The sequence below is a fragment of the Paenalicyclobacillus cellulosilyticus genome (assembly GCF_014647315.1).
Classification (GTDB): domain Bacteria; phylum Bacillota; class Bacilli; order Alicyclobacillales; family Alicyclobacillaceae; genus Alicyclobacillus_J; species Alicyclobacillus_J cellulosilyticus.
Window position 1 is genome coordinate 1 of sequence record NZ_BMOY01000016.1, and the last position, 20,171, is coordinate 20,171.

Consider the following 20,171-nt stretch of genomic DNA (forward strand, 5'->3'; position numbering starts at 1 on the left):
CATCGCGGCGACGCCCGGGGTGGCAGCGTCCGGGGCTGAGCCTGGGGCTGAGGCGGCGCCCGGGGTGGCGGCGCCCGTGGCTGCGGCGACGGACAAAGCGGAGGCGGCGGACGCCGCCGCACGCGACGCCAGCCACCCGGACGAGGAGGACGTGGCCATCCTGCTCTTCACCTCCGGCACCACCGGGCTGCCGAAGGGCGTCGCGCTCACGCACCGGCAGGTGATGGCCACGGCGCGCAACGTGATCGCATCCCATCGCCTGACGCCGGCCGACGTGTCGTACGTGTTCCTGCCGCTGTTCCACATCAACGCTCAGGTGGTGGCGCTGCTGTCGACCCTGTTGTCGGGCGGGCGGATGGTCATCGAGGAGAAGTTCAGCAAGTCCCGCTTCTGGGACACGGTGGCGCGGTACCGGGTCACGTGGGCGTCCGCGGTGCCGACGGTCATCGGCATCCTCGTCAAAGCTACCGATCCGCCGCGCGTCCCGGCGTCGCTGCGGTTTTTGCGATCCGCTTCCGCCCCGCTGCCGGCGTTTGTGGCGCGCCGCTTCGAGGCGAAGTTCGGCATCCCCGTCATCGAGTCGTACGGGTTGACGGAGGCGGCGAGCCAGGTGTGCGTGAATCCGTTGCCGCCGGGCAAGCGGAAGATCGGTTCGGTGGGTCTGCCGTGCGGCGTCGAGCTGCGGGTGGTGGACGGGAACGACCGGGAACTGCCGCCGGGGGAGATTGGCGAGATCGTCATCCGCGGCGAGAGCGTGATCACGTCGTACGCGTACGGCGACGCAGGGCCGGAGACGTTTCGCGGCGGCTGGTTCCACACAGGGGACATGGGCTATGTGGACGAGGAAGGGTACGTCTACATCACCGGCCGGACGAAGGAGATGATCAACCGCGCGGGGCAAAAGGTGAGTCCGCGCGAAGTGGAGGAGGTCATCGCCCAGCACCCCGCAGTCAAGCAGGTGGCCGTGATCGGCCTGCCGGACGAGCTGTACGGCGAAAAGGTGCTGGCGTATGTGGTGCCCGAAGAGGGCATGGTGCACGATGAGGCGGCGTTCAAGGAGGCGCTGCGCCAGTTGTGCCAATCCTCGCTGTCGAGCTACAAGTGCCCGGCCGACTTCCACTTGGTCGACGACATCCCGGTGGGTCCGACGGGCAAGGTGCAGCGCCACCGCCTGCGCGAGCAGGTGCTCGTGGCGCAGGGACAGCCGCGTTGAGCGAGCGCGATTGCGTTCCGCGAGCGGCCCCGTCAGGATGAAGTATGAAGGCGGATCGGAGTCTGCGCCGATGTGCAACGCAGGGAATCCGGCGGCGCGGGGTGAGCCTGCGCGCGCCGGAAGCGGACAACCAGGAGGCGAACGACGATGAGACGCCGCATGTGGAAATGGGCGGGGTGCTTGTTCGCGTGTGCCTGCACCGCTTTGGCGGCGGCCTGGCAGGCGGGGACGGTGGCATGGGCAAGCACCCCGGTGCGGGAAGTGAGCGTGGTGCATTCTCGCCATATCAACCAAACTGGGGCTATGGTGCGTACCGTTGCGGTGGTTGGCCGTATGACATCCGAAGTCGAGACGCAGGTGAAGGGCGCAGGGACGGCGGCGGGCGTTGCCCTTGCCGGCACACAACCCGACGCCGTGCCCGGGCGGGTGGATGCCCCTGCCGCCGCAGGTGCCTCCCCGGCGGCCGACGATGGCCGCGCCGGCGCTGAACCGGGCAGGGGGGATGACCAGGCCGCGGGGACCTTATCCCCGGCACCGCTTCCTCCGGCCCGCGATCCGTCCGTGCGCGTGCTCGTGATTGGCGCTTCCGTGGCCCGCGGCTGGCGGGATGAGGAAGGCGGGTACATGGACAGGGCGTTCCGCTGGCTTTCCGCGCAAACGCGGGTGCCGTTCGTGGTCTACAACCGCGCCATCCCGGGCGCGCTGGCGGGCGGAATTGCCGCCGATTACCCGCGTTGGCTGGAAGAGGTGCGCCCCGACCTGGTGGTCATTGCGTGGGGGACGCTGAACGACGCGGCGAAACGCACTCCGGTGCCGGTCTTTCGCGACGCGGTCGCCTGGCAGATGGAGATGGCACTCGCCCACGGGGCGAAGGTGCTCGTCGTCACGCCGCCGGTGTCGAAGGCGTCGTACACCGCGTACAAAGACCTGCAGCCGCAGTACCTGCAGGCGGAACTCGACGTGGTGCAGAGCCTCCGCAGCCCGGACGTGGCGGCGGTCGATGTGTTCCATGCCATGAAAGACTACCTGGCGGAGAACCACCTGCCGTATCAGCCGTTGATGGCGGACGCGTGGCATCCCAACGCCGCGGGCCACGAGTTGGCGGCGGAGTTTTTGGAGCGCGGGATGTTGCGCCAGTTCACGCACCTGGTGCCGGTGCGGCTGGAGCTTTCGGCGCGTAAGCTCGCCGCCATCCGCCGCCTGAGCCAGGAGGTGCTGCATCAGCGCATCGAGCTGCCGCCAGGTATCTGACGGCACTGCGGTTTGGCGGTGCCGATTGCGGCCCGCCGCGCGACGGCGCCCGGCCGGTCAAGCCTCGCCCGGGTTACAAGCTTCGCCCGGGTCAGCCGGGGGCCTGCGGTTGATACGCAGGGATGCCGGTCAATTCGGGCACGGTGACGAACGTGTAGCCGAACCGCCGCAGCGTCACGATGATGTACGGCAGCGATTGCACGGTCGGCTCCCGGCCCTCGCCGGTGCCGCCTGCGGAATGCATCAGGACGATGGCCCCAGGCCCGGCGTGCGCCAAGACGTTGGCGGCGACCTGCGGTCCGGTCAACCCCGCCCAATCGAGGCTGTCGACGTTCCAAAACACGATTTTGTACCCCATGGCGACGACCTCGCGAATGACCTCATCGCTGAGCGCGCCGTAAGGAGGCCGGAACAGGTATGGCCGCACGCCGAGGAGGCGTTGTATCTCGTCGCTCGTGCGCTCCACTTCCGCCCGGACCTCGGCAGGCGACAGCCGGGTCAGGTTCGGGTGGCTCCACGAGTGGTTTCCCACCACATGCCCTTCGCGATAGATCTGCTGCAGCACGCGCGGCGATTGCTGCACCCGTTGCCCGACGCAGAAGAACGTGGCCTTCACTTGGTATTGGGCGAGAATGCGCAAAATTTGCGGCGTCCACACGTCGTCCGGGCCGTCGTCAAACGTAAGCGCGATGGCCTTGCGATCCGTCGGTCCGTGCAGGATGATGTCGTTCGGGTAACGGGCGTGCCAGTCGATGTGGTGCGCCCGCGGCGGCCGTTCCGTGATCCGCTCCGGGCCGCCGGCATGTGCGGGCGCTTGCCGCCAGGCGTGCGGCACATGCCGCCAGGCGTCAACCACCGGGAACGTCAGCGGATGTTCAACCGGATAGCCTGCCCAAGCGTACGGTGGCTGCAAGAACCATGGGTCAGGCGTGAACCACGGCTCCGGCGCAGGCCATGGATCCGGCGCGGACCATGGGTCAGGAATGCGCCAAGGGGCATGGGGGGCGGAGCTTACGGAGCGTGAGGAGCCTGGGTACGCCATGCGCGGTCACCTCCGGGAGATGGTTTGTGACAGCGTATGCGTTGGGCGACCGCACGGGTACACCAGGCCATATGAGGGTGGATCAGTCACCGTTGTACTCCATCACCGTGCCGAGCACCGGCAGCCCCAAGTATTGTTGCACCTCTTCCTCCGTGCGGATGCGGTAATCCAGGTACTCAAGCAAAAACGCGAGGCCCACGCTCACCATCAGGCCGAGGATGAACGCCACCGCCACGTTTAATTTCTTGTTGGGCTTCACCGGTTTCGCGTCCGGGGTGACGACGGCGGGATCGATGATCTGCACGTTCTTGATGGTCATCCAATCCTGCGCCTTGACCTGAAACACCCGAGCCAACGTGTTGGCAATCCGCACCGCGAGCGGCTGGCTGGGCGCGGTGACACTGAGGGTGATGACCTGCGACTGATTGGGGGCCGTCACCTTGATCATGCTGTCGAGTTCCTTGACGCTGTACGGAAGATGCAATTGCTGAATGACGGTGCGCTCGACCGTTTGGCTGCGGATGATGTCGCTGTACGTGTTGACCAACGCCTGGGAAGCGATGATGCCTTGGTAATCGAGTGCCGCGTTCTGGTTGGCCTGGTTCTGCTGGTTGACGAGGAGGGTGGTGTCCGCCTCGTACTGCGGCTTGAGCAGGTATATGGAGACCAGTGCGCTGACCAAGGCGGCAATGAGCGGGATGGTGATGACCAAAACCCACCGCTTGCGGATGATGGCCCAGTACGCTCGCAGTTCAATCTCTTCCACGCTGTGCACCTCTCGCTGCAAGGATGTGTCGGCCGATCTTCGTGATTTGTGCTGCAGGCCAAATGACTTCACACCGTCGCCTGGCTGCTGTAGTAGTGGGAATAATAGTAGTAATATCCTTCCGTCCCGCGGCGGTCCACACGGTTGAGCACGGCCCCCAACAGATGCGCATTGACCTGGCGCAGCGCGGCCACCGCTTTTTGTGCCAATTGACGATGGGTTCGCTGGGCATCGACCACGAACAGCACGCCGTGCGCCACCTGGGACAAAATGAGGGCATCCGCGACGGACAGCACAGGCGGGCTGTCGAGGATCAGCAGATCGAACTCACGAGACATCTCCTCCACCAAGCCGGAGAAAGCGGCGCTGGCCAGCATTTCGGACGGGTTGGGCGGGATGGGTCCGCTGGGCAGCAACCACAGGCCGGGTGTGTTGGGGGACTGGATGATGCACTCGGAGAGCGGACGCTCCTTGATGAGGGCGTTGCTCAAACCATCCAGGTTGGACACCTGAAAGCGTTGATGGACCTGGGGTTTGCGCAGATCCGCGTCCACCAAAAGCACCTTTTTGCCGGCTTGCGCCGAGACGACCGCGAGATTGGCGGCGGTGGCCGTCTTGCCCTCACCAGGCATGGTGCTGGTCACCAGCAGGACGCGGATGTCGCGTGCGACGGCGGCAAATTGGATGTTTGTCCGGATGGTCCGGTACGCTTCCGCGATGGGTGAACGCGGATTGACCTCGGCAACCAGTTTTTCCACAGATTTCTTCGCCGGCACGTCTCGACCACTCCTTCGCACAGCATCACATCCGTGCGCATTGCCGGCACGGGAATTTTTTAAGGTCATTCTGCTGCGGGGCGGACCGAACAGGGGAAAAGGAGGCCGCCGCAAACACGGTTTCAATCCGGTACGCCTGTCGATCTGACCCGTAGAACTTCGACAGGAACGGCCAAATTCCTGTCTGCGAACACAAAGCGGATCGCCCGCATGCTTGCAGGCGATCCGCAGTGTGCCCTGCCCTTTTTCTGATCCTGCCCCCAGGTGCCGCCGCAGCGCGCACCCTGGGTCTGCCTCGTCACCCGGAGCTTACATCGTGACCCGAAGGCCGCATCGCCAACCCTCGTCATCCGTTGAGCGGCCGCGGGCCGGGGAAGGAGCCGCCGCCCTCCTCGCCGTAGACGACGGCCGCCTGGACCACGGCGACGGCCGCATCGGCGAGGGTCACGGGACCGCCGGGGTTGAACTGGTTGTCCTGCAGCGGGAACAGACCCAGGGCGTACGCCAGCGCGCACGCGGCGTACGCGTCGTCCGGGATGGACGCGACGTCGGCCGCAGGCAGATTAAGCGCCTCCGGGTGCGCGAGCAATGGCGCGAAGTTGAGCGCCCGTGCCAGGATCTGTGCGGCGAACGTCCGCGTCACCGGCTCATCCGGCGCAAACGTGACGTCGGCCGGGATCCAGCCCAGTTCATACGCCACCGCAATTTCGTTGTACGCCGGCGACCCGGCGGGCACGCGGCTGAGGGCGGACGCCAAGGCTGCCGACTGGGCGAGCAGCGGATCGTACCGGTATTGCTGGCCGAGCGCGTCGACAAGGAGCTTCACGAACGCGGCGTTGGTCATGGCCTGGGTCGGGTGGACGTAACCCCCGCTGTCCACCGGGATGAGTTCACGCTGGACAAGCAGCTGGATCTGCGGCGCGGCGGCGACGCCGTTCAGGTCCTGGATGGGGCCGGCGTACGGTGCCGGCACGCCGGTCGATTCGAATTGACCGGTCACGGCGTTGAACACGTCGTCGCTGCCCGCAGGGTACATCGGTGCCCAGGCGAGGATGACCTGCGGCGCGGTGCTGGTGCCGCCCGGTTGGGTGACGGGGGTGGGCTCGGTCTTCAGGTACACGAGCTGCAAAGGCTGTGCCTGCATCCAAGTCTGCTTGGCTTGGTCGGCCGCCACAGCAAGCCGTGGATTGGGCAGGCTCTCACCCAAGTTGTTCGTGCTGAACCAGAAATTTGCGACCTGGCCGGTGTTCGCGTCGACCTGTACATAGCCGGTTAGTTCCATGTCCGGGATGCCGTTGGCGAACACCTGCACCTGGAAGCCCGTCGTCAGGCCGGTGTTCGTCTTCCCGGGATACACGGGCTGCGGCAGCACGGCGACCGCGCCCGTGTCGCCGGCGAACACCTTGCGGACGAACGCGGTGGCGGCGTCGAGGATCTGCTGCTGGGTCGGCGGCGCCGGTTTGCTGGCCGGGGCGGGCGCGGCCGTTGCGCCTGCAGAGCTCGCCTGACCGCTGGCGATGAGGGCGGCTGACTTCGCCATGGCGATCACCAGGTTGGAGTTGGAATAGCTCTGCAGGAAACCGTAGGTGGCGTCGACGGAAGCGTTCACCTGGCTCCCGTCCGGCAACAGCCAGGAGAAGCTCCAGGTGGTGTCGCTGCCCGCCCCTTGGTACTGATAGACGGTCTGCAGCTTGGCGCCGCTCGGAATGGAAAGGACGCTTTGAGCATAGCTCTGGGCATGGTCCTGCGTCCAGTTCACCTTGTTCCACGGCAGCGGTTTGACCGGGCCGTTGGGGTCGATGGGCTTGGGCACCTGATACGGGGCGGGCGTGTAGGCTTGGCCGGTGGCGTCGACGACCTGGCCGGTGAGGGCGTTGAGGACGGGCGCCGCCACCTGCTGGTTGGTGAATCCGCCCGTCCACCACACGGGGCGGCCCTCTGTGTCCTGCACGTACACCAACTCCGTCTGCGCGGACGCGCCGCCGCCTTTCCACACTTGGTTATAGGCGAGATGGATCTGCAGGGCTTGGTTGTACAACCGGTTGGCGTCCGCCTGGCCGATGGCCTTGCCCGGGTCCGGGAACGGCAGGTCGGTCCAGTTGTCGTTCACCGACACCAGGCGGCCGTTCTGGTCAATGGTGACGCTGACGCCGTCAAACGGAGCCGGGATGCCGTTCACCATGCGCGTGAAGGTGAACGTGTACTGGATGGGCCCCTGCAGCGGTCCGGGCTGCGGGGTGAGCGGCTGCAGCTTGAGCGATCCGTACTGGTCCGGGTACAGCTTCTGCACCCACTGGATGGCTGTCTGCTGCGCTTGGTCGGCCGTGGTGGGCACCGGGAAGACAAAACGGTTGCTGCCCGGGTAGTTGCGGGCATAGCTGATGATCCGCCCGGTGTTCGCGTCCACCTGGGCGTTGATGGACGCCTGCGGCGTGGCCGGATCGGACGAGACGTAGTAGAGCGTGTAGGTGGCCGCACCGGATGGATCGCTGTTGTACGACTCGTTCTGCAGCGTGAACGTCGAAGGGATGGCGAACGTCGTCTCGACGATCCGCCGCGCGTCATCGAGGCTGAGCTTCGGCTTGACGGCGGGATCGGTCTTGGCTTTGGCGCCGGCGATTTTGCCGGCGGCCAAGCGGTGACTGGCGCTTGTGGTCGTGGGCTGATGGACGCGTGCGGCCAAGTGGTGGCTGACGCTGGTGGCCGCGAACGCTGCCGGGCTCGTCAACGTGGAGCCAAGCAGGATACACAGGGCGGCTCCTGTGCCAAGACGTCGTTTCATCGGCTCGTCTCCTTCCTTTCTCCTGCCGGGACTACCTTTCTTGTCTCATTCCGTGGCCGTGGTTGCATCGTGACCATGCATAAAAATAGACGCGGATGGGAGCAGGATGTTACAGAGGCGGGACACAAGCGCGGGATTGGGCATCTGTGAATGTGCGGTTTTGGTTGACTTTATGTCGGAATACGTCTATGGTGGGGGTGAGTCCACGAGAAGGAAGGGACCGTGCATGCGCGTGGCGCTGTTCATCACCTGCCTCGTCGACAATCTCTTCCCCCAGGTGGGCGAAAGCATGGTGCGGCTCTTGCACCGGCTCGGCGTCGAAGTGATGCTGCCAGCGGGGCAGACGTGCTGCGGCCAGCCGGCATTCAACAGCGGGTACGCGGAGGAGGCGCGGGCGGTGGGCGCCACCCTGCTCGAGGCGTTCGCCGGCGCGGATTACGTCGTGTCGCCGTCGGGATCGTGCACAGGGATGGTGCACCACTACTTTCCTGAATTGTTTCGCGGGGACGATCGCGCTGCGCGCCTGGCGGACGAGCTCATCCGCAAATCCTACGAATTCTCCCAATTTGTCGTCCGGGTGCTCGGCGTAACGGACGTCGGCGCCTGCTTTCCGCACCGGGTGACATACCACCCGTCGTGCCACGGCAGCCGCCTGCTCGGCGTGCGGGATGAGCCGCAGCAGCTGTTGGCGAAGGTGCGGGACATCGAGCTTGTGCCGCTGCCCTACGCGGAGGACTGCTGCGGTTTTGGCGGCACGTTCGCGGTGAAGATGGGGGACATCTCCACCGCGATGGTGGCGGAGAAGGCGGCGCACGTCGCGGAGACGGGGGCCGAGGTCCTGGTCGGGACCGACATGGGCTGCCTGATGAACATCGGGGGCCGCCTGGCGCGGGAGGGGCGGCCGGTGCAGGTGATGCACCTGGCCGAGTTGCTGTACGAAGGCGTCGTACTGGCGGAAGGGAGGCGCGTGGGATGAGCGGGATCGAGCAGGTGCGTGAAGTGGGCCCGGCGCAGGCGGGCGCGGCGGAGTCTGTGGCGATGCGGCCGGCGGCGCGGCCGGGTGCAGGCGGGGTGCAGGCGCGGGCACGGGCGGCGCTGCAGGACGAGTTTCTGCGCGGGGCCGTGCGGTTTACGACGGACAGGCTGCGCGGGCGCAAGCAGGCGGCGGCGGAGGAACTGGGCCGCTGGGAGGAGTGGCGCGAGCGGGGGCGCCAGATCCGCGCACACACCGTCGAGCACCTCGACTACTACCTGCGCCAGTTCGTCGACAACCTGCGCGCGGCGGGGGCGAAGGTCTACTTTGCGGTGGATGCGCATGAGGCGGCGGAGACGGTGGCCGGCATCGTGCGCGAAAAGCAAGGCCGCCTCGTCGTCAAATCGAAGTCGATGGTCTCCGAGGAGATCCACCTCAACCACCGCCTGGCGGAGGACGGCGTGGAGGTGGTGGAGACCGATCTCGGCGAGTACATCATCCAGTTGGTGCACGAGGCGCCGTCGCACATCATCATCCCGGCCATCCACAAGACGCGCGGGCAGATCCGCGACCTGTTCGCGGCGGCGGGGGGCGAGGACCTCTCCACCGAGACGCGCGATTTGGCCGCCTTCGCGCGCCGGACCCTGCGCGAGAAGTTTCTCGCCGCCGACGTCGGCCTCACGGGGTGCAACTTCGGGATTGCCGAGACGGGGTCCATCGTCCTGTTCACCAATGAGGGCAACGGCCGGATGGTGAGCACTTTGCCGCGCACCCACATCGTGACGATGGGGATGGAGCGGATCATTCCGGCGTGGGCGGACCTGGAGGTCATGGCGAACCTGCTGCCGCGCAGCGCGACGGGGCAAAAGCTGACCGCGTACATGACGGTCATCACCGGCCCGCGCCGGCAAGGCGAGATCGACGGACCGGACGAGCTGCACGTGGTCATCCTCGACAACGGCCGCTCGGCGCAATTGGGCGATCCGGCATTCCAGCCGGTGCTCCACTGCATCCGCTGCGGGGCGTGCCTGAACGTCTGCCCGGTCTACCGCCACATCGGCGGCCATGCGTACGGGTCGGTGTATCCGGGGCCCATCGGCGCGGTGCTCTCGCCGCTGTTGCGCGACGGGGAGCAGTACGCCGATTTGCCGTACGCGTCAAGCCTGTGCGGCGCGTGTTTCGAAGCCTGCCCGGTGAAGATCCCCCTCCACGACATGCTCGTTCACCTGCGCCAGCGCAACGTGGCCCGCGGCTGGGTGAAGCCGGCGGAGCGGGCGGCGTTTGGCGCCTTTCGCGCCGTGTTCGCGCACCTGGGCCGGTACCGGCTGGCCATGCGTGCGGCGCGCATCCTGCAGCGGCCGCTCGTGCGCAGGGGGCGGATGGACGCGCGCGTGGGGCCGCTCCGTGGCTGGACGCAGAGCCGGAGCTTCCCGGCGCTCGCGCGGCAGCCGTTTCGCGAGCGGTTCCCGGCGCTTGTGGCGGAGTTGGGGCCGGCGGGCGCGGCAGGCATGGAATCCGCCAAGGCGCGTCCGATAGGTGAGGCGCACCAGCAGGCCGCCATGCGTGGCGGACAACCCAACGGCGTTTCAGACCCGGCGGGGCCGGCGGGAGGTGAGCACCGTGGATGAGGCGGCGTTTTTCGAGCGCATCGCCCGCCGCCTCGGGCGCAGTGCGCCGCTCTCCGCACCCCCGGCGCGTGATGCGGTGGGCGCGCCGGAGTTCTGGCAGGCGTATCAGCTGCCGGAGGAGGAGCGGATCGCCAAGTTTTGCGCGGAACTGGGGAAGCTCGGGGGGCACGCCGAGGTGTTCGACAGCCTGGCGGCGCTGCACGAGGGGCTGCGGCGGGTTTTACGCGAACTGGGGCCGCGGCGGATTGGCCTTGTGGGCGGCGGGGGGCTGGCCGCGTTTGCGTTGGATGAAGTGCTGGCGGAATGGGAGACGGTGGTCTGGCCTTACGCGGGCGGCGGTGAGCTGAGCGAGGAGGCGGCGCGCGCGGAGGTGCTGCGGGTGTTCGCGGCGGCGGACGTCGGCATCACCGATTGCGACTGGGCGGTGGCCGACACCGGCAGCATCGTGATCGCGGCCGATTCGGGCCGTGGGCGCTCGGTGAGCCTGCTCCCGAGCGTGCACATCGCCCTCATCCGCAGCAGCCAGATCCGCACGCGCATGGGCGAGGTGTTGGCGGAGGTCGCAGCGCGCCGGGCATCGGGCGGGATGCCGTCGGGGCTGTTCTTCATCACCGGGCCGAGCCGTTCGTCGGACATCGAGAACGATCTCACCATCGGCGTGCACGGGCCGGCGGCGGTGGTGGCATTGGTGCTGCGGGGGTGAGGGTGGCGCCCTGGCGGCCGCCCTCCTGAGCCTGCCGCCAAGGCTTAGGTCAAGCGAACACGTGGCGGACGTCGATCTCCAAATCCGGGAGGGCGGCGGAGCGGAGCGCGGTTCCTGTTCCCACCTCGCCGACAAAGCGCAGCCGCTGCCCGTCGTGTTGATATACGAACAGAACTTTCAAATCCGGATCCGCGATCCAATATTCCTTGACGCCCACGCGCTCGTAGAGATGGAGCTTGCGAATGGTGTCGACCGTGGCGGTGGACGGCGAAAGCACTTCAACGACCAGGACCGGGACGCCGATAATCCGCCGCTCCCGCCGATACACGCCGCACATCACGAACAAATCCGGCTGTACGACGGTCTGTGTTCGCTCGTCGTCTTCAAACGTCAGGTCCATGGGCGCGATGTACGGTACGCACGGACCGCCCTGCAGTCGGTTGTCGCGTCAAGCATCGCGGATGTGTGCCTGCTGGGTGCGCTTGCAGGACGGGATCGCCGGCACCGGTGTTGCCCAAGGCCACGCCAGACCTCCTCTGCGTTCTTCGTAGCAGGGATTTGTCGATTTAGGTCAAATAGTAAGATTCATGAATATCTGGGAGCAGAGGAGGTAACGCGCGTGGCAGAACATTTTGGCCGCGCCGGTCACAGTGCGAAGGAGCGGGGGCGTCGTTTGTCCATCCGCGCTTATGCCATTCTCTTGGCCTATGTCATTCTCGGGGGTCTGGGTGCTTGGTTCTCTTGGCACTGGGTTCACAGCAACAACGTGTTGGTGCGTTATGGAAGTTATATACTATTATGTATTTCATTGGGTGTCTTCATCGCCGGATGTCTGCCGGTTTTGAATGACAAGTACGATCCTGAGACGTGGTTGTCGGCGTTTGACCGTGGTGCCAAGGGAGAAGAAACGGTACAAAGGTGGCTAGCATCCTTGCCCGACGGCTACAGCGTGTTTCACGATATCGAATGTGCGGTGGGGAATCTCGATCATGTCGTCATTGGTCCAACCGGTGTTTTTGTTATTGAAACCAAGAGCCATTCTGGGCAAGTGGATGTAGACATGAACGGGAGGCTGGTGCGCAACGGGCGTCCGTTTGAGAAGGATTTGATTAAGCAGTCTTGGCGTGAAGCGCTGTGGTTACGAGATTGGATACAGGGCCGGCTTGGAATTGAAGTCAGGGTATATCCGCTGCTTGTCTTTTCAAGGGCGTTCGTCCTCGTGCGCAGGCCAGTGAATGGTGTGACGGTTCTCCCTGGGAAGTGGTTGGTCGACCATATTGTAAAACGAAAGCCTGAGTTGACGGCGGAGAGGGTACAATCCATACGGAGCCTGTTGCTTGAGCTGTTGGTTTCGGGCCAGGTGGGCGGAGCTGTCGCGGGCCACGGTTCCGAATGATCGTCACGCTGTGAAATAGGCGAGATCGGCCCTTACATGCAAGCAACCTAGGTTTTTCATCGGCTTGCCGTCTGCCGTTATGGTCAGGAATCGGGTACTCATCCGCAGATGGGCGCCGATTTTGCAGGAAGCCGCCTATGGATGCAGAAAGATTGGGGTGACCGTTCATCGACAAGGAGTGGGATATGGATGCCTGAGACGAAAATCCTCTTGTCTGAGCAGGAAATCCCGACGCACTGGTACAACATCGCGGCCGACATGCCCAACCGGCCGGCGCCGCCGCTCAACCCGGCCACCGGAGAGCCGATTGGCCCGGAGGCGCTCGCCGCCATCTTCCCGATGGCGCTCATCGAGCAGGAGGTGAGCAGCGAGCGGTGGATCGAAATCCCGGAGGCGGTGCGGGAGATGTACCGGATGTGGCGGCCATCGCCGCTGTACCGGGCGCACCGGCTGGAGAAGGCGCTCGATACGCCGGCGCGCATCTACTATAAGTACGAAGGCGTCAGCCCGGCCGGCAGCCACAAGCTGAACACCGCCATTCCGCAGGTCTACTACAACAAGCAGGCCGGCATCCGCCGCATCGCCACCGAGACCGGCGCGGGACAGTGGGGATCGGCCTTGAGCATGGCGTGCCAGTTCTTTGGGCTCGCATGCACGGTGTATATGGTGAAGGTGAGTTACCAGCAAAAGCCGTACCGCCGCATCCTGATGTCCACGTTCGGGGCAGAGGTCATCCCGAGCCCGAGCGATCGTACCGAGGCCGGGCGGAAGATCCTCGCGGAGCATCCCGATTCGCTGGGGAGCCTCGGTATCGCCATCTCGGAGGCGGTGGAGGACGCGGCCAGCCGTGCGGACACCAACTACGCCCTCGGCAGCGTGCTCAACCATGTCTGCTTGCACCAGACGGTCATCGGCCTCGAAGCGAAGAAGCAGATGGAGAAAGCGGGCGACTACCCGGACGTGGTCATCGGGTGCTGCGGCGGGGGCAGCAACTTCGCCGGGATCGCGTTCCCGTTCCTGTACGACCGCCTGACGCAGGGCAAGCAGGTCCGCGCCGTCGCCGTCGAACCGGAGGCGTGCCCGACGCTGACGCGCGGCAAGTTTGCGTACGACTTCGGCGACACGGCACAACTGACGCCGATGCTGCAGATGTACACGCTCGGCCACACGTTCATGCCGTCCGGCATCCACGCGGGCGGGCTGCGCTACCACGGCGATTCGCCGCTCGTCAGCCAGCTGTACCACGACGGGCTCATCGAGGCGGTCGCCTACAACCAGACCGCCATCTTCGAGGCGGCCGTACAGTTTGCGCGCGCGGAAGGCATCGTGCCGGCTCCCGAGTCGGCGCATGCGGTGCGGGCGGCCATCGACGAGGCGCTGCGCGCCAAGGAGGCGGGTGAGGCCAGGGTCATCCTGTTCGGCCTCAGCGGTCACGGCCACTTCGATCTCGCTGCGTACGAGGCGTACCTGTCGGGCGACCTGCAGGATGTGCCGTTGTCGGAGGAGGCGCTCGCCGCCGGGCTGGCGGAGTTGCCGAAGGTGGGCGGGTGAGACGGCGTTTGACCCCGCCCGTGGTGGAGACAGACAACGATTGCTCGAGGCGGACAACGGGCCCCGACCTGATTCATGACGAGCCGAATCGGGTTGGGGCTCGTTCTTGTTGCTTAAAAGCGAAATCGGGGCTGGCAAGCTGTTTTTGCGTGTGCGATCGGATTACAAATCTATTTCAGTTTTTACAATCCAAGTATAGGTAGCGAACGATCGCGGTGGTATCATGTCTGCACAAGGATTGGACGCGCGTGGGATGTCCGTCCACGAATTCCAGTACGGGTCTGCTGCACCAGGATTGTTGGCTCGCACCGTTTCTTTTACACTGAAGGTACGAGGTTTTTCAATGGCCCGACAGGATACCCTGATGAAGGCCCTGATGCGCGCCTTATCGGATGGCGCACTGGACGTTTTTGGGGTGCGCGGAGTCGAACTGCGAGAACCTTTGCCGACAGAGCTGCCTGCCAACACGTTGCGGAACGACAAGGCGTGGCGTATGCGGGATGGGCGCATCCTTCATCTGGAGTTTCAGAGCACGCGGGAACCGGCGTTGTATCGTTTTCTCGAATACGACGCGCGATTGGCGCGCGCGTATCAGACGGATGTGCGGACAGTGGTGATGTATCACGGCGGGGTCACGAACGCGCCGGAGGAATTGAGTATCGGCGTAGCCTTATACCGCGTGGAAAACGTATATTTGTCGAAACTGGATGGAGACGAGGCGCTGGATGCCGTGGAGAGGCACCTCTCTGCAGGTGCTTGGGAGCCAGGCGACCGGTTGCGGTTGGCGTTGGCCATGAACATGCGAGTGCGCGACGAGACGCGGGCATTTGAGCGGTTGTTGGCGTTGATTCCCGCCGTACCGGATGAGGCGGAGCGCGACTTGGTGATCAGTGCCATTCTGGCGCTTGGTGACCAGACGTTGGAAGAAGCCCAACGGGCGCGTTTGCGAGAGGAGTTGAAGAAGGTGTCCAAAATCGTGGAGGAGTTGTATCAAGAGGGACGTCAGGAAGGATTTCAAATCGGCCGTATAGAAGGAGCGCGGCTGAAATCGATTCAGATTGCGGAGGAGTTGTTCCACAGGGGAACACCTGTGAAGGATGTCGCCGAGATCACAGGCCTGTCGGAACAGGAAGCGGAAGAAGTCCGGCGCAGGGTAATGAGTTGAACCAGCCGTGGTGAGGGAGATGCAGCGGAACAGCTGCGCGGGGTGATGACTGCCTTGACCACCAAGACGCTGTCCATCGACGGCTGGACCATCCTTCGGGGCGGACAAGCGGTCGTGCGCGACGTCAGCCTGACGCTGCACGGGGGTGAGATCCTCGGCCTGATTGGGCCGAACGGCGCGGGCAAGTCGACGACCATCGGCGGGTTGGTCGGCCTGTTTCCGGTTGCATCGGGCAGCCTCACGTTTCAGGGCGAGGCGTGGGACTTGCAGGGCCATGAGGTGCCTTTCCGCGTCAGGCAACAGTTGGCGTACATTCCTGAGCAGCCGATGTATTACGCCGATATGACGCTCGCGGAGCACATCGAATGGAAGCGGCGGTTGTGGAGCGCGGGCCGTCGTGATGCGCCGTTCGAACAGAGACGCCTTCAGGAATTGCTGGCGCGCCTCAACCTCACACCGCACATGGACAAGTTTCCGCACCAGTGCTCCAAAGGGACCTTGCAGAAACTGATGGTCGTGTTGGCGTTTTTGTTTCCCTTTTCGGTGCTTGTCGTCGATGAACCGTTCATCGGGTTGGACGTGTTGGCCATCCGCCAGGTGCGGGCTCTCCTGGCATCGGCGCGCGACGGCGGGGCGGCGGTGCTCGTCTCGACGCACGTGCTCGACTCGGCGGAACGGTTCTGCGATCGCTTCGCCTTCATGATGGACGGGATGGTGTTCGCGCAGGGCACCCTCGCCGACCTGCGGACGGCCGCTGCGAGCGCGGACGGCTCGCTGGAGGAGGTCTTCATTCGCCTGTACCATCACCGGCAGCAGGAGGTTCATGGTTGAGACAGGAGACTCTGTTGGCGATTTGGACGTGGCGCCGGCTGCGCGCACGCGGGCGGTTCTGGCGGATGGCCATCTCGCTCGTGTTCGACTGGGTGACCGCCATCTACGTGTTTTTGCCTGGGGTTGCGCTGCTTGTCTGGGGGCTGGTGCGTTTCTATCGCTGGTTGCCCACGGTCGCCTTGGGCGCAAGCGCAAAGCTGCCCGGGTTGTCTGCGGCCACCGTGATCGCCAGCAGCATCAGCCTCTTGCTCTATTTCCCGCACGCGGCTTGGTACGGCAAGGTGGCCATCCCTTTGACCAGCGGCGACAGATTCTTTCTGCTTCTCTCTCCGCTCTCGCGCCGCGCGGTGGCGGCCACACTGTGGGCCGAGACATGCCTGTTCACCTTGCCATGGGCCTTGCTGATATGGTTGGGCACGCTTCCGCTCGTACGGCTTGGCGGTGCACCGGCATGGGCCTGGCTTCTCTGGCTGCTGGGATGGTCGGTCTTGGAGGCGTCCGTGCGGCTCATCAGCCAACTGTTCAACACGCAAGGCAGAGCGACGTGGCGCCGCAGGCTGGGCTACCACGCGGGTCGCTATGTGTCGTATGTTGCGCTGGCCTGGTGCACCCGCCTCGCGCTTCTGTACCCGACGTGGATGCCCATGGCAAGCTGGGTGTGGTTGGGGTGCAGCGTCGTCTGCGCGTGGTCTATCGTCTCCCTTGCGGCACGGATGGACTGGGACCCGCTGTTTCAGGCGCGTGCGAGCGCGCTGGTGGCCCGCTGGATGCCGGAAGAAGAGGATGCCCCCCGCCGCGTCGATTATCGCCGGCGCCGGCTGTCCGCGTGGGTGGGGCGCGCGTTGGACCGCCTTTGCCGGGGCCGGCTGCACCCGGTCGTATGGTTGTTGGTGGTGCGCGGGCTGCGCCGCCGCGGCACGCTGCGCGATGTACTGTTGCTCACGTCCGTCGCGCTGTTCAGCGCCTACACGGCGCCGCCTGCCGGCAAGTGGATCAGCCTCGGATTTTCCGGTTTCATGCTCTACGCGTGGTGGGACCTGGCGATCACGCCGCTGTACCGCACCCCCATCCGCGAGCAGGCGGTGGTGGAGCCGTGGCGCTTGCAGGTGGTGGCGGCCCGCTGCCGGTGGTGGACGGTGTTGGGCGCGGCGGGGGTGTGGGCGTTGTGTATGTCCCTCAAGGGAGCATGAAGCGGGCGGCGTGGCGCGGGCGGCGTGGCGCATGCGTTCCCGGCGCCAGCCAAGCGCCGCCCAGCCAGTTCAGCCGCGTTTCGATTTCATCACGCGAGCGTTCCTCTCTGGTGGCCCCGCGGGACCGCCCTTGTCCACGGTGGGTTACACTTCCGCCACAGCATACGTAAAACAGTACATCCCCGACCCCACCTCCACCTCGACGCCGTCCGCCGTCTCGGCCACCGAGCGCACCCCGCGCGGGCGCGCGTCGGCCGGGGCGAGCGGCGCATCGCCTTCGCGCACGTCCGCCAACCGCGCGCCGGGTAGCACCACGTGGGCGCTGGTGTTCGCCGGGATCGCGATCTCGATGACGACGCGGTCGTCCTCCCACCGCCAGGCGGATCGCACCAAGCCGTACATCGTCCGCAGCTCCGCCCGCACGAACGACAGCCGCGGCGTGAGGTGCGGGTGGATGACCACGCGCTTGTACCCGGGCGCAGACTCGTCCGTGTCGATGCCCGCCAAGACCCGGTACATCCAGTCGCCGATGGAACCGTACGCGTAGTGGTTGAACGAGTTCATGTCCTTGCTCCAGAACGATCCGTCCGGCTTGATGCCGTCCCAGTGCTCCCAGATGGTGGTGGCGCCCTTGGTGACCGGGTAGAGCCAGGACGGGTACGTCTCCTGCAGCAACAGCCGCACCGCCGTGTCGTGGTAGCCGCTCGCCGAGAGGGCGAAGCACAGGTACGGCGTGCCGACAAACCCGGTCGTCAGGTGATCGCCGTTCTGGACAATCATGTCGTTCAGGGTGCGGGCAATCCGCTCCCGGTCCTTGGGCGCGACGAGATCGAACCAAAGGGCGAGCACGTGCGCCGTCTGGGTCGGGACGGCGAGGCGGCCGTTCGGCGTGACGAATTCGCGGCGGAAGTGCTCCAGGATGCGCTCGTGCAACGCGGAATACGCCTTGGCGTCGTCTTCCTTGCCGAGCACCTGCGCCGCGCGGGCCAACAGGCGCGTGGAATACGCGTAAAACGCGGTCGCGATGTAGTCCTCCGCCGTCGCCCCTTTGTAGCTGCCCTCCTTCGCGTCCAGGCCCAGCCAGTCCCCGAAGTGAAAGCCCGTGTTGAAAAGGTATTCATTGTCTCCTTGGCGCCGCATGTACTCGACCCAAGCCTTCATGCTGTCGTACTGCTCGGCGAGCAGCCGTTCGTCGCCGTAGCACAGGTAGATGGTCCACGGGCAGATGACGGCTGCATCCGCCCACGCCGCCGATCCGCCGCCTCTATCCGGCAACACGTCCGGGATGACGTGCGGGACGCGCCCGTCCGGGTATTGATCGGCGCGCAGGTCGCGCAGCCACTTGGTGAAAAAGGGTGCCACGTTCATGTTGAATGCGGCCGTGCGGATGAACACCTGGGCATCGCCCGTCCAGCCGAGGCGCTCATCGCGCTGCGGGCAGTCGGTGGGAACGTCGACGAAGTTGCCTTTCTGGCCCCAGACGATGTTGTGCTGCAGCTGGTTCACGAGCGGATGCGAGCACTCGAAGCTGCCGGTGACCTCCATGTCGGTATGGACGACGCAGCCGGTGAAGTCGTCGCGGGAGACGAGCCCCGGGTAGCCTTCGACCTTCACGTAGCGAAAGCCCTGGAAGGTAAAGTGGGGCGCAAACACCTCCCGGCCGCCGCCGCGGCAGATGTAGCGGATGGTCTGGCGGGCGCTGCGCAGGTTCTCGGTGTAGAAGTTGCCGTCCTTGTCGAGCACCTCGGCGTGCTGGAGCACAATCTCCGTGCCGGCAGGCGCGGTCACGGCAAACCGCACCCAGCCGACCATGTTCTGTCCCATATCGATCACGGTCTCGCCCGCGGGGGTCGTCAGCACCGCCACCGGACGGATCTCCTCCACGACGCGCGTCGGCAGGTTCTCCTGGGCGATGAGGATGTCCTTCGGGTGGTCCAGAACCACGGTGCGCGCCCAGCCGCTGTCGTCGTAACCCGGTTCGCTCCAGCCGGTCAGTTCCTGCCGCGCGTCGTACGTCTCGCCGTGGTAGATCTCGGACATGAGGATAGGGCCTGTCTGCGCCTTCCATGTGTTGTCCGTGACCACCACGTCTTCCGATCCGTCTTCGTACGTGATATGCAGCTGCAGGATGAGCGCTCGCTGTGTACCGTAGATGTTGCGCTGCCCCTGCCACCCGAGCTCGCCTTTGTACCAACCGTTACCGAGGATGGCGCCGATGGCGTTCTCGCCGGCCTGCAGCATGTCGGTGACGTCGTACGTCTGGTACTGCAGCCGCTTGCGGTAGCTGGTCCAGCCGGGCGTCAGCACCCAGTCCCCGACGCGGCGGCCGTTGAGGTGCAGCTCATACAGGCCGAGGCTGGTGACGTACACCCGAGCGGATTTCACTCCGCGTCGGACGGTGAACACCTTGCGCAGGTACGGGCTGGCTTCCGGCGCGCCGTCCTCGGTCTCAAATTCCGGCGTGATCCACGCGGCCGTCCACGCCTCCGGCCGCAGCAGCCCGGTCTCGAAGAATGCGGTTTCACTCCAGTCGGACGTGTTTCCCGCCGCGTCCCACACCCGCACGCGCCACTCGTAGCGGGTGCGCGGCTGCAGCGGAGCGCCCGCATACGTGACGTGGATCGACGCGTCGGATACCACGCGGCCGCTGTCCCACACGCACTCGGTGAAAGAGGTGTCCGCGCGCGCGACCTGAATCTGATAGGCCGCCTGCATCACATCGCGGTCCTCGGCGTCGATTTGCCAATTGAACCGCGGCTGGGCCACGTCGATGCCGATGGGATTACGGCGGTATTCGCAGGTGAGGTGATGGACCATCACGTTGCGGGACCTCCCTGTAAGGTTTTGCGCACTAGAAATGATTTTCCGAACCTACCTTTGAGAAAAGAAGTTGAGACCAAACGT

The 20,171-nt window shown here is 65.4% G+C and carries 16 protein-coding genes; 10 read left to right on the forward strand and 6 right to left on the reverse strand.

Annotation, left to right across the window (positions count from 1 at the left end):
- A partial coding sequence (locus IEX97_RS06410; RefSeq protein WP_188881848.1) for an AMP-binding protein occupies positions 1-1,213 on the forward strand: 1,213 nt, incomplete at its 5' end.
- Between the two features lie 147 nt (positions 1,214-1,360).
- A complete protein-coding gene (locus tag IEX97_RS06415) occupies positions 1,361-2,464 on the forward strand; it encodes an SGNH/GDSL hydrolase family protein (protein ID WP_188881849.1) in 1,104 nt (367 codons plus the stop codon).
- Positions 2,465-2,555: 91 nt separating this feature from the next.
- On the opposite strand, the gene IEX97_RS06420 is transcribed toward IEX97_RS06415, so the two are convergent.
- The 4 genes from IEX97_RS06420 to IEX97_RS06435 form a co-directional block, all read right to left on the reverse strand.
- The gene (locus IEX97_RS06420) at positions 2,556-3,506 is read right to left on the reverse strand and encodes a polysaccharide deacetylase family protein (RefSeq protein WP_188881851.1); all 951 of its coding nucleotides are present in this window, start codon (positions 3,504-3,506) and stop codon (positions 2,556-2,558) included.
- A gap of 82 nt (positions 3,507-3,588) precedes the next feature.
- Positions 3,589-4,272, reverse strand: a complete 684-nt coding sequence (locus IEX97_RS06425) for a YveK family protein (RefSeq protein ID WP_188881852.1) — start codon at positions 4,270-4,272, stop codon at positions 3,589-3,591.
- 68 nt (positions 4,273-4,340) lie between these two features.
- Entirely contained in the window at positions 4,341-5,048 is a 708-nt protein-coding gene (locus IEX97_RS06430) for a CpsD/CapB family tyrosine-protein kinase (RefSeq protein ID WP_229776527.1), read from the reverse strand.
- A 346-nt stretch (positions 5,049-5,394) separates the two neighbouring features.
- Positions 5,395-7,830 carry a YcdB/YcdC domain-containing protein gene (locus tag IEX97_RS06435; protein WP_188881858.1) on the reverse strand — a complete coding sequence of 812 codons (2,436 nt, stop codon included), beginning with the start codon at positions 7,828-7,830 and terminating at the stop codon, positions 5,395-5,397.
- 226 nt (positions 7,831-8,056) lie between these two features.
- Between IEX97_RS06435 and IEX97_RS06440 the strand changes: the two genes are divergently transcribed.
- The 3 genes from IEX97_RS06440 (at position 8,057) to IEX97_RS06450 (ending at position 11,134) form a co-directional block, all read left to right on the forward strand.
- The gene (locus IEX97_RS06440; protein ID WP_188881859.1) at positions 8,057-8,806 is read left to right on the forward strand and encodes a (Fe-S)-binding protein; all 750 of its coding nucleotides are present in this window, start codon (positions 8,057-8,059) and stop codon (positions 8,804-8,806) included.
- A 62-nt stretch (positions 8,807-8,868) separates the two neighbouring features.
- Complete coding sequence (locus IEX97_RS06445; RefSeq protein ID WP_188881896.1) at positions 8,869-10,431, forward strand: LutB/LldF family L-lactate oxidation iron-sulfur protein; 1,563 nt, start codon at positions 8,869-8,871, stop codon at positions 10,429-10,431.
- A complete protein-coding gene (locus tag IEX97_RS06450; protein WP_188881860.1) occupies positions 10,367-11,134 on the forward strand; it encodes a LutC/YkgG family protein in 768 nt (255 codons plus the stop codon). Before IEX97_RS06445 ends, IEX97_RS06450 begins: the two co-directional genes overlap by 65 nt.
- Before the next feature lie 49 nt (positions 11,135-11,183).
- Here IEX97_RS06450 and IEX97_RS06455 read toward each other — a convergent pair whose 3' ends face one another.
- Positions 11,184-11,570: a Uma2 family endonuclease gene (locus IEX97_RS06455; RefSeq protein ID WP_308426190.1), complete on the reverse strand. Its 387-nt coding sequence runs from the start codon at positions 11,568-11,570 to the stop codon at positions 11,184-11,186.
- A gap of 183 nt (positions 11,571-11,753) precedes the next feature.
- Here IEX97_RS06455 and IEX97_RS06460 point away from each other — a divergent pair, with 183 nt between their 5' ends.
- The 5 genes from IEX97_RS06460 to IEX97_RS06480 all read left to right on the forward strand — a co-directional run bounded on the left by IEX97_RS06460 (position 11,754) and on the right by IEX97_RS06480 (position 17,267).
- The gene (locus tag IEX97_RS06460; protein WP_188881862.1) at positions 11,754-12,530 is read left to right on the forward strand and encodes a nuclease-related domain-containing protein; all 777 of its coding nucleotides are present in this window, start codon (positions 11,754-11,756) and stop codon (positions 12,528-12,530) included.
- A gap of 189 nt (positions 12,531-12,719) precedes the next feature.
- Positions 12,720-14,081: a TrpB-like pyridoxal phosphate-dependent enzyme gene (locus IEX97_RS06465; protein WP_188881863.1), complete on the forward strand. Its 1,362-nt coding sequence runs from the start codon at positions 12,720-12,722 to the stop codon at positions 14,079-14,081.
- A 415-nt stretch (positions 14,082-14,496) separates the two neighbouring features.
- The gene (locus tag IEX97_RS06470) at positions 14,497-15,246 is read left to right on the forward strand and encodes an RpnC/YadD family protein (protein WP_229776529.1); all 750 of its coding nucleotides are present in this window, start codon (positions 14,497-14,499) and stop codon (positions 15,244-15,246) included.
- A gap of 54 nt (positions 15,247-15,300) precedes the next feature.
- Positions 15,301-16,077: an ABC transporter ATP-binding protein gene (locus tag IEX97_RS06475; RefSeq protein ID WP_188881865.1), complete on the forward strand. Its 777-nt coding sequence runs from the start codon at positions 15,301-15,303 to the stop codon at positions 16,075-16,077.
- Positions 16,074-17,267 (forward strand): hypothetical protein, encoded by a 1,194-nt coding sequence (locus IEX97_RS06480; RefSeq protein ID WP_188881866.1) that lies wholly within the window; start codon positions 16,074-16,076, stop codon positions 17,265-17,267. Before IEX97_RS06475 ends, IEX97_RS06480 begins: the two co-directional genes overlap by 4 nt.
- Before the next feature lie 144 nt (positions 17,268-17,411).
- Here the strand turns inward: IEX97_RS06480 and IEX97_RS06485 are convergent, their stop codons facing one another.
- Positions 17,412-20,084: an alpha-L-rhamnosidase gene (locus tag IEX97_RS06485; RefSeq protein ID WP_188881897.1), complete on the reverse strand. Its 2,673-nt coding sequence runs from the start codon at positions 20,082-20,084 to the stop codon at positions 17,412-17,414.
- Positions 20,085-20,171: the final 87 nt, after the last annotated feature.

Bases quoted from the DNA above. Each gene is read 5' to 3' on its own strand.
- IEX97_RS06415 (WP_188881849.1), top strand. From the start codon at position 1,361: ATGAGACGCCGCATGTGGAAATGGGCGGGGTGCTTGTTCGCGTGTGCC.
- IEX97_RS06420 (WP_188881851.1), bottom strand. From the start codon at position 3,506: ATGGCGTACCCAGGCTCCTCACGCTCCGTAAGCTCCGCCCCCCATGCC.
- IEX97_RS06465 (WP_188881863.1), top strand. From the start codon at position 12,720: ATGCCTGAGACGAAAATCCTCTTGTCTGAGCAGGAAATCCCGACGCAC.
- IEX97_RS06435 (WP_188881858.1), bottom strand. From the start codon at position 7,830: ATGAAACGACGTCTTGGCACAGGAGCCGCCCTGTGTATCCTGCTTGGC.
- IEX97_RS06445 (WP_188881896.1), top strand. From the start codon at position 8,869: ATGCGGCCGGCGGCGCGGCCGGGTGCAGGCGGGGTGCAGGCGCGGGCA.
- IEX97_RS06440 (WP_188881859.1), top strand. From the start codon at position 8,057: ATGCGCGTGGCGCTGTTCATCACCTGCCTCGTCGACAATCTCTTCCCC.
- IEX97_RS06485 (WP_188881897.1), bottom strand. From the start codon at position 20,084: ATGGTCCATCACCTCACCTGCGAATACCGCCGTAATCCCATCGGCATC.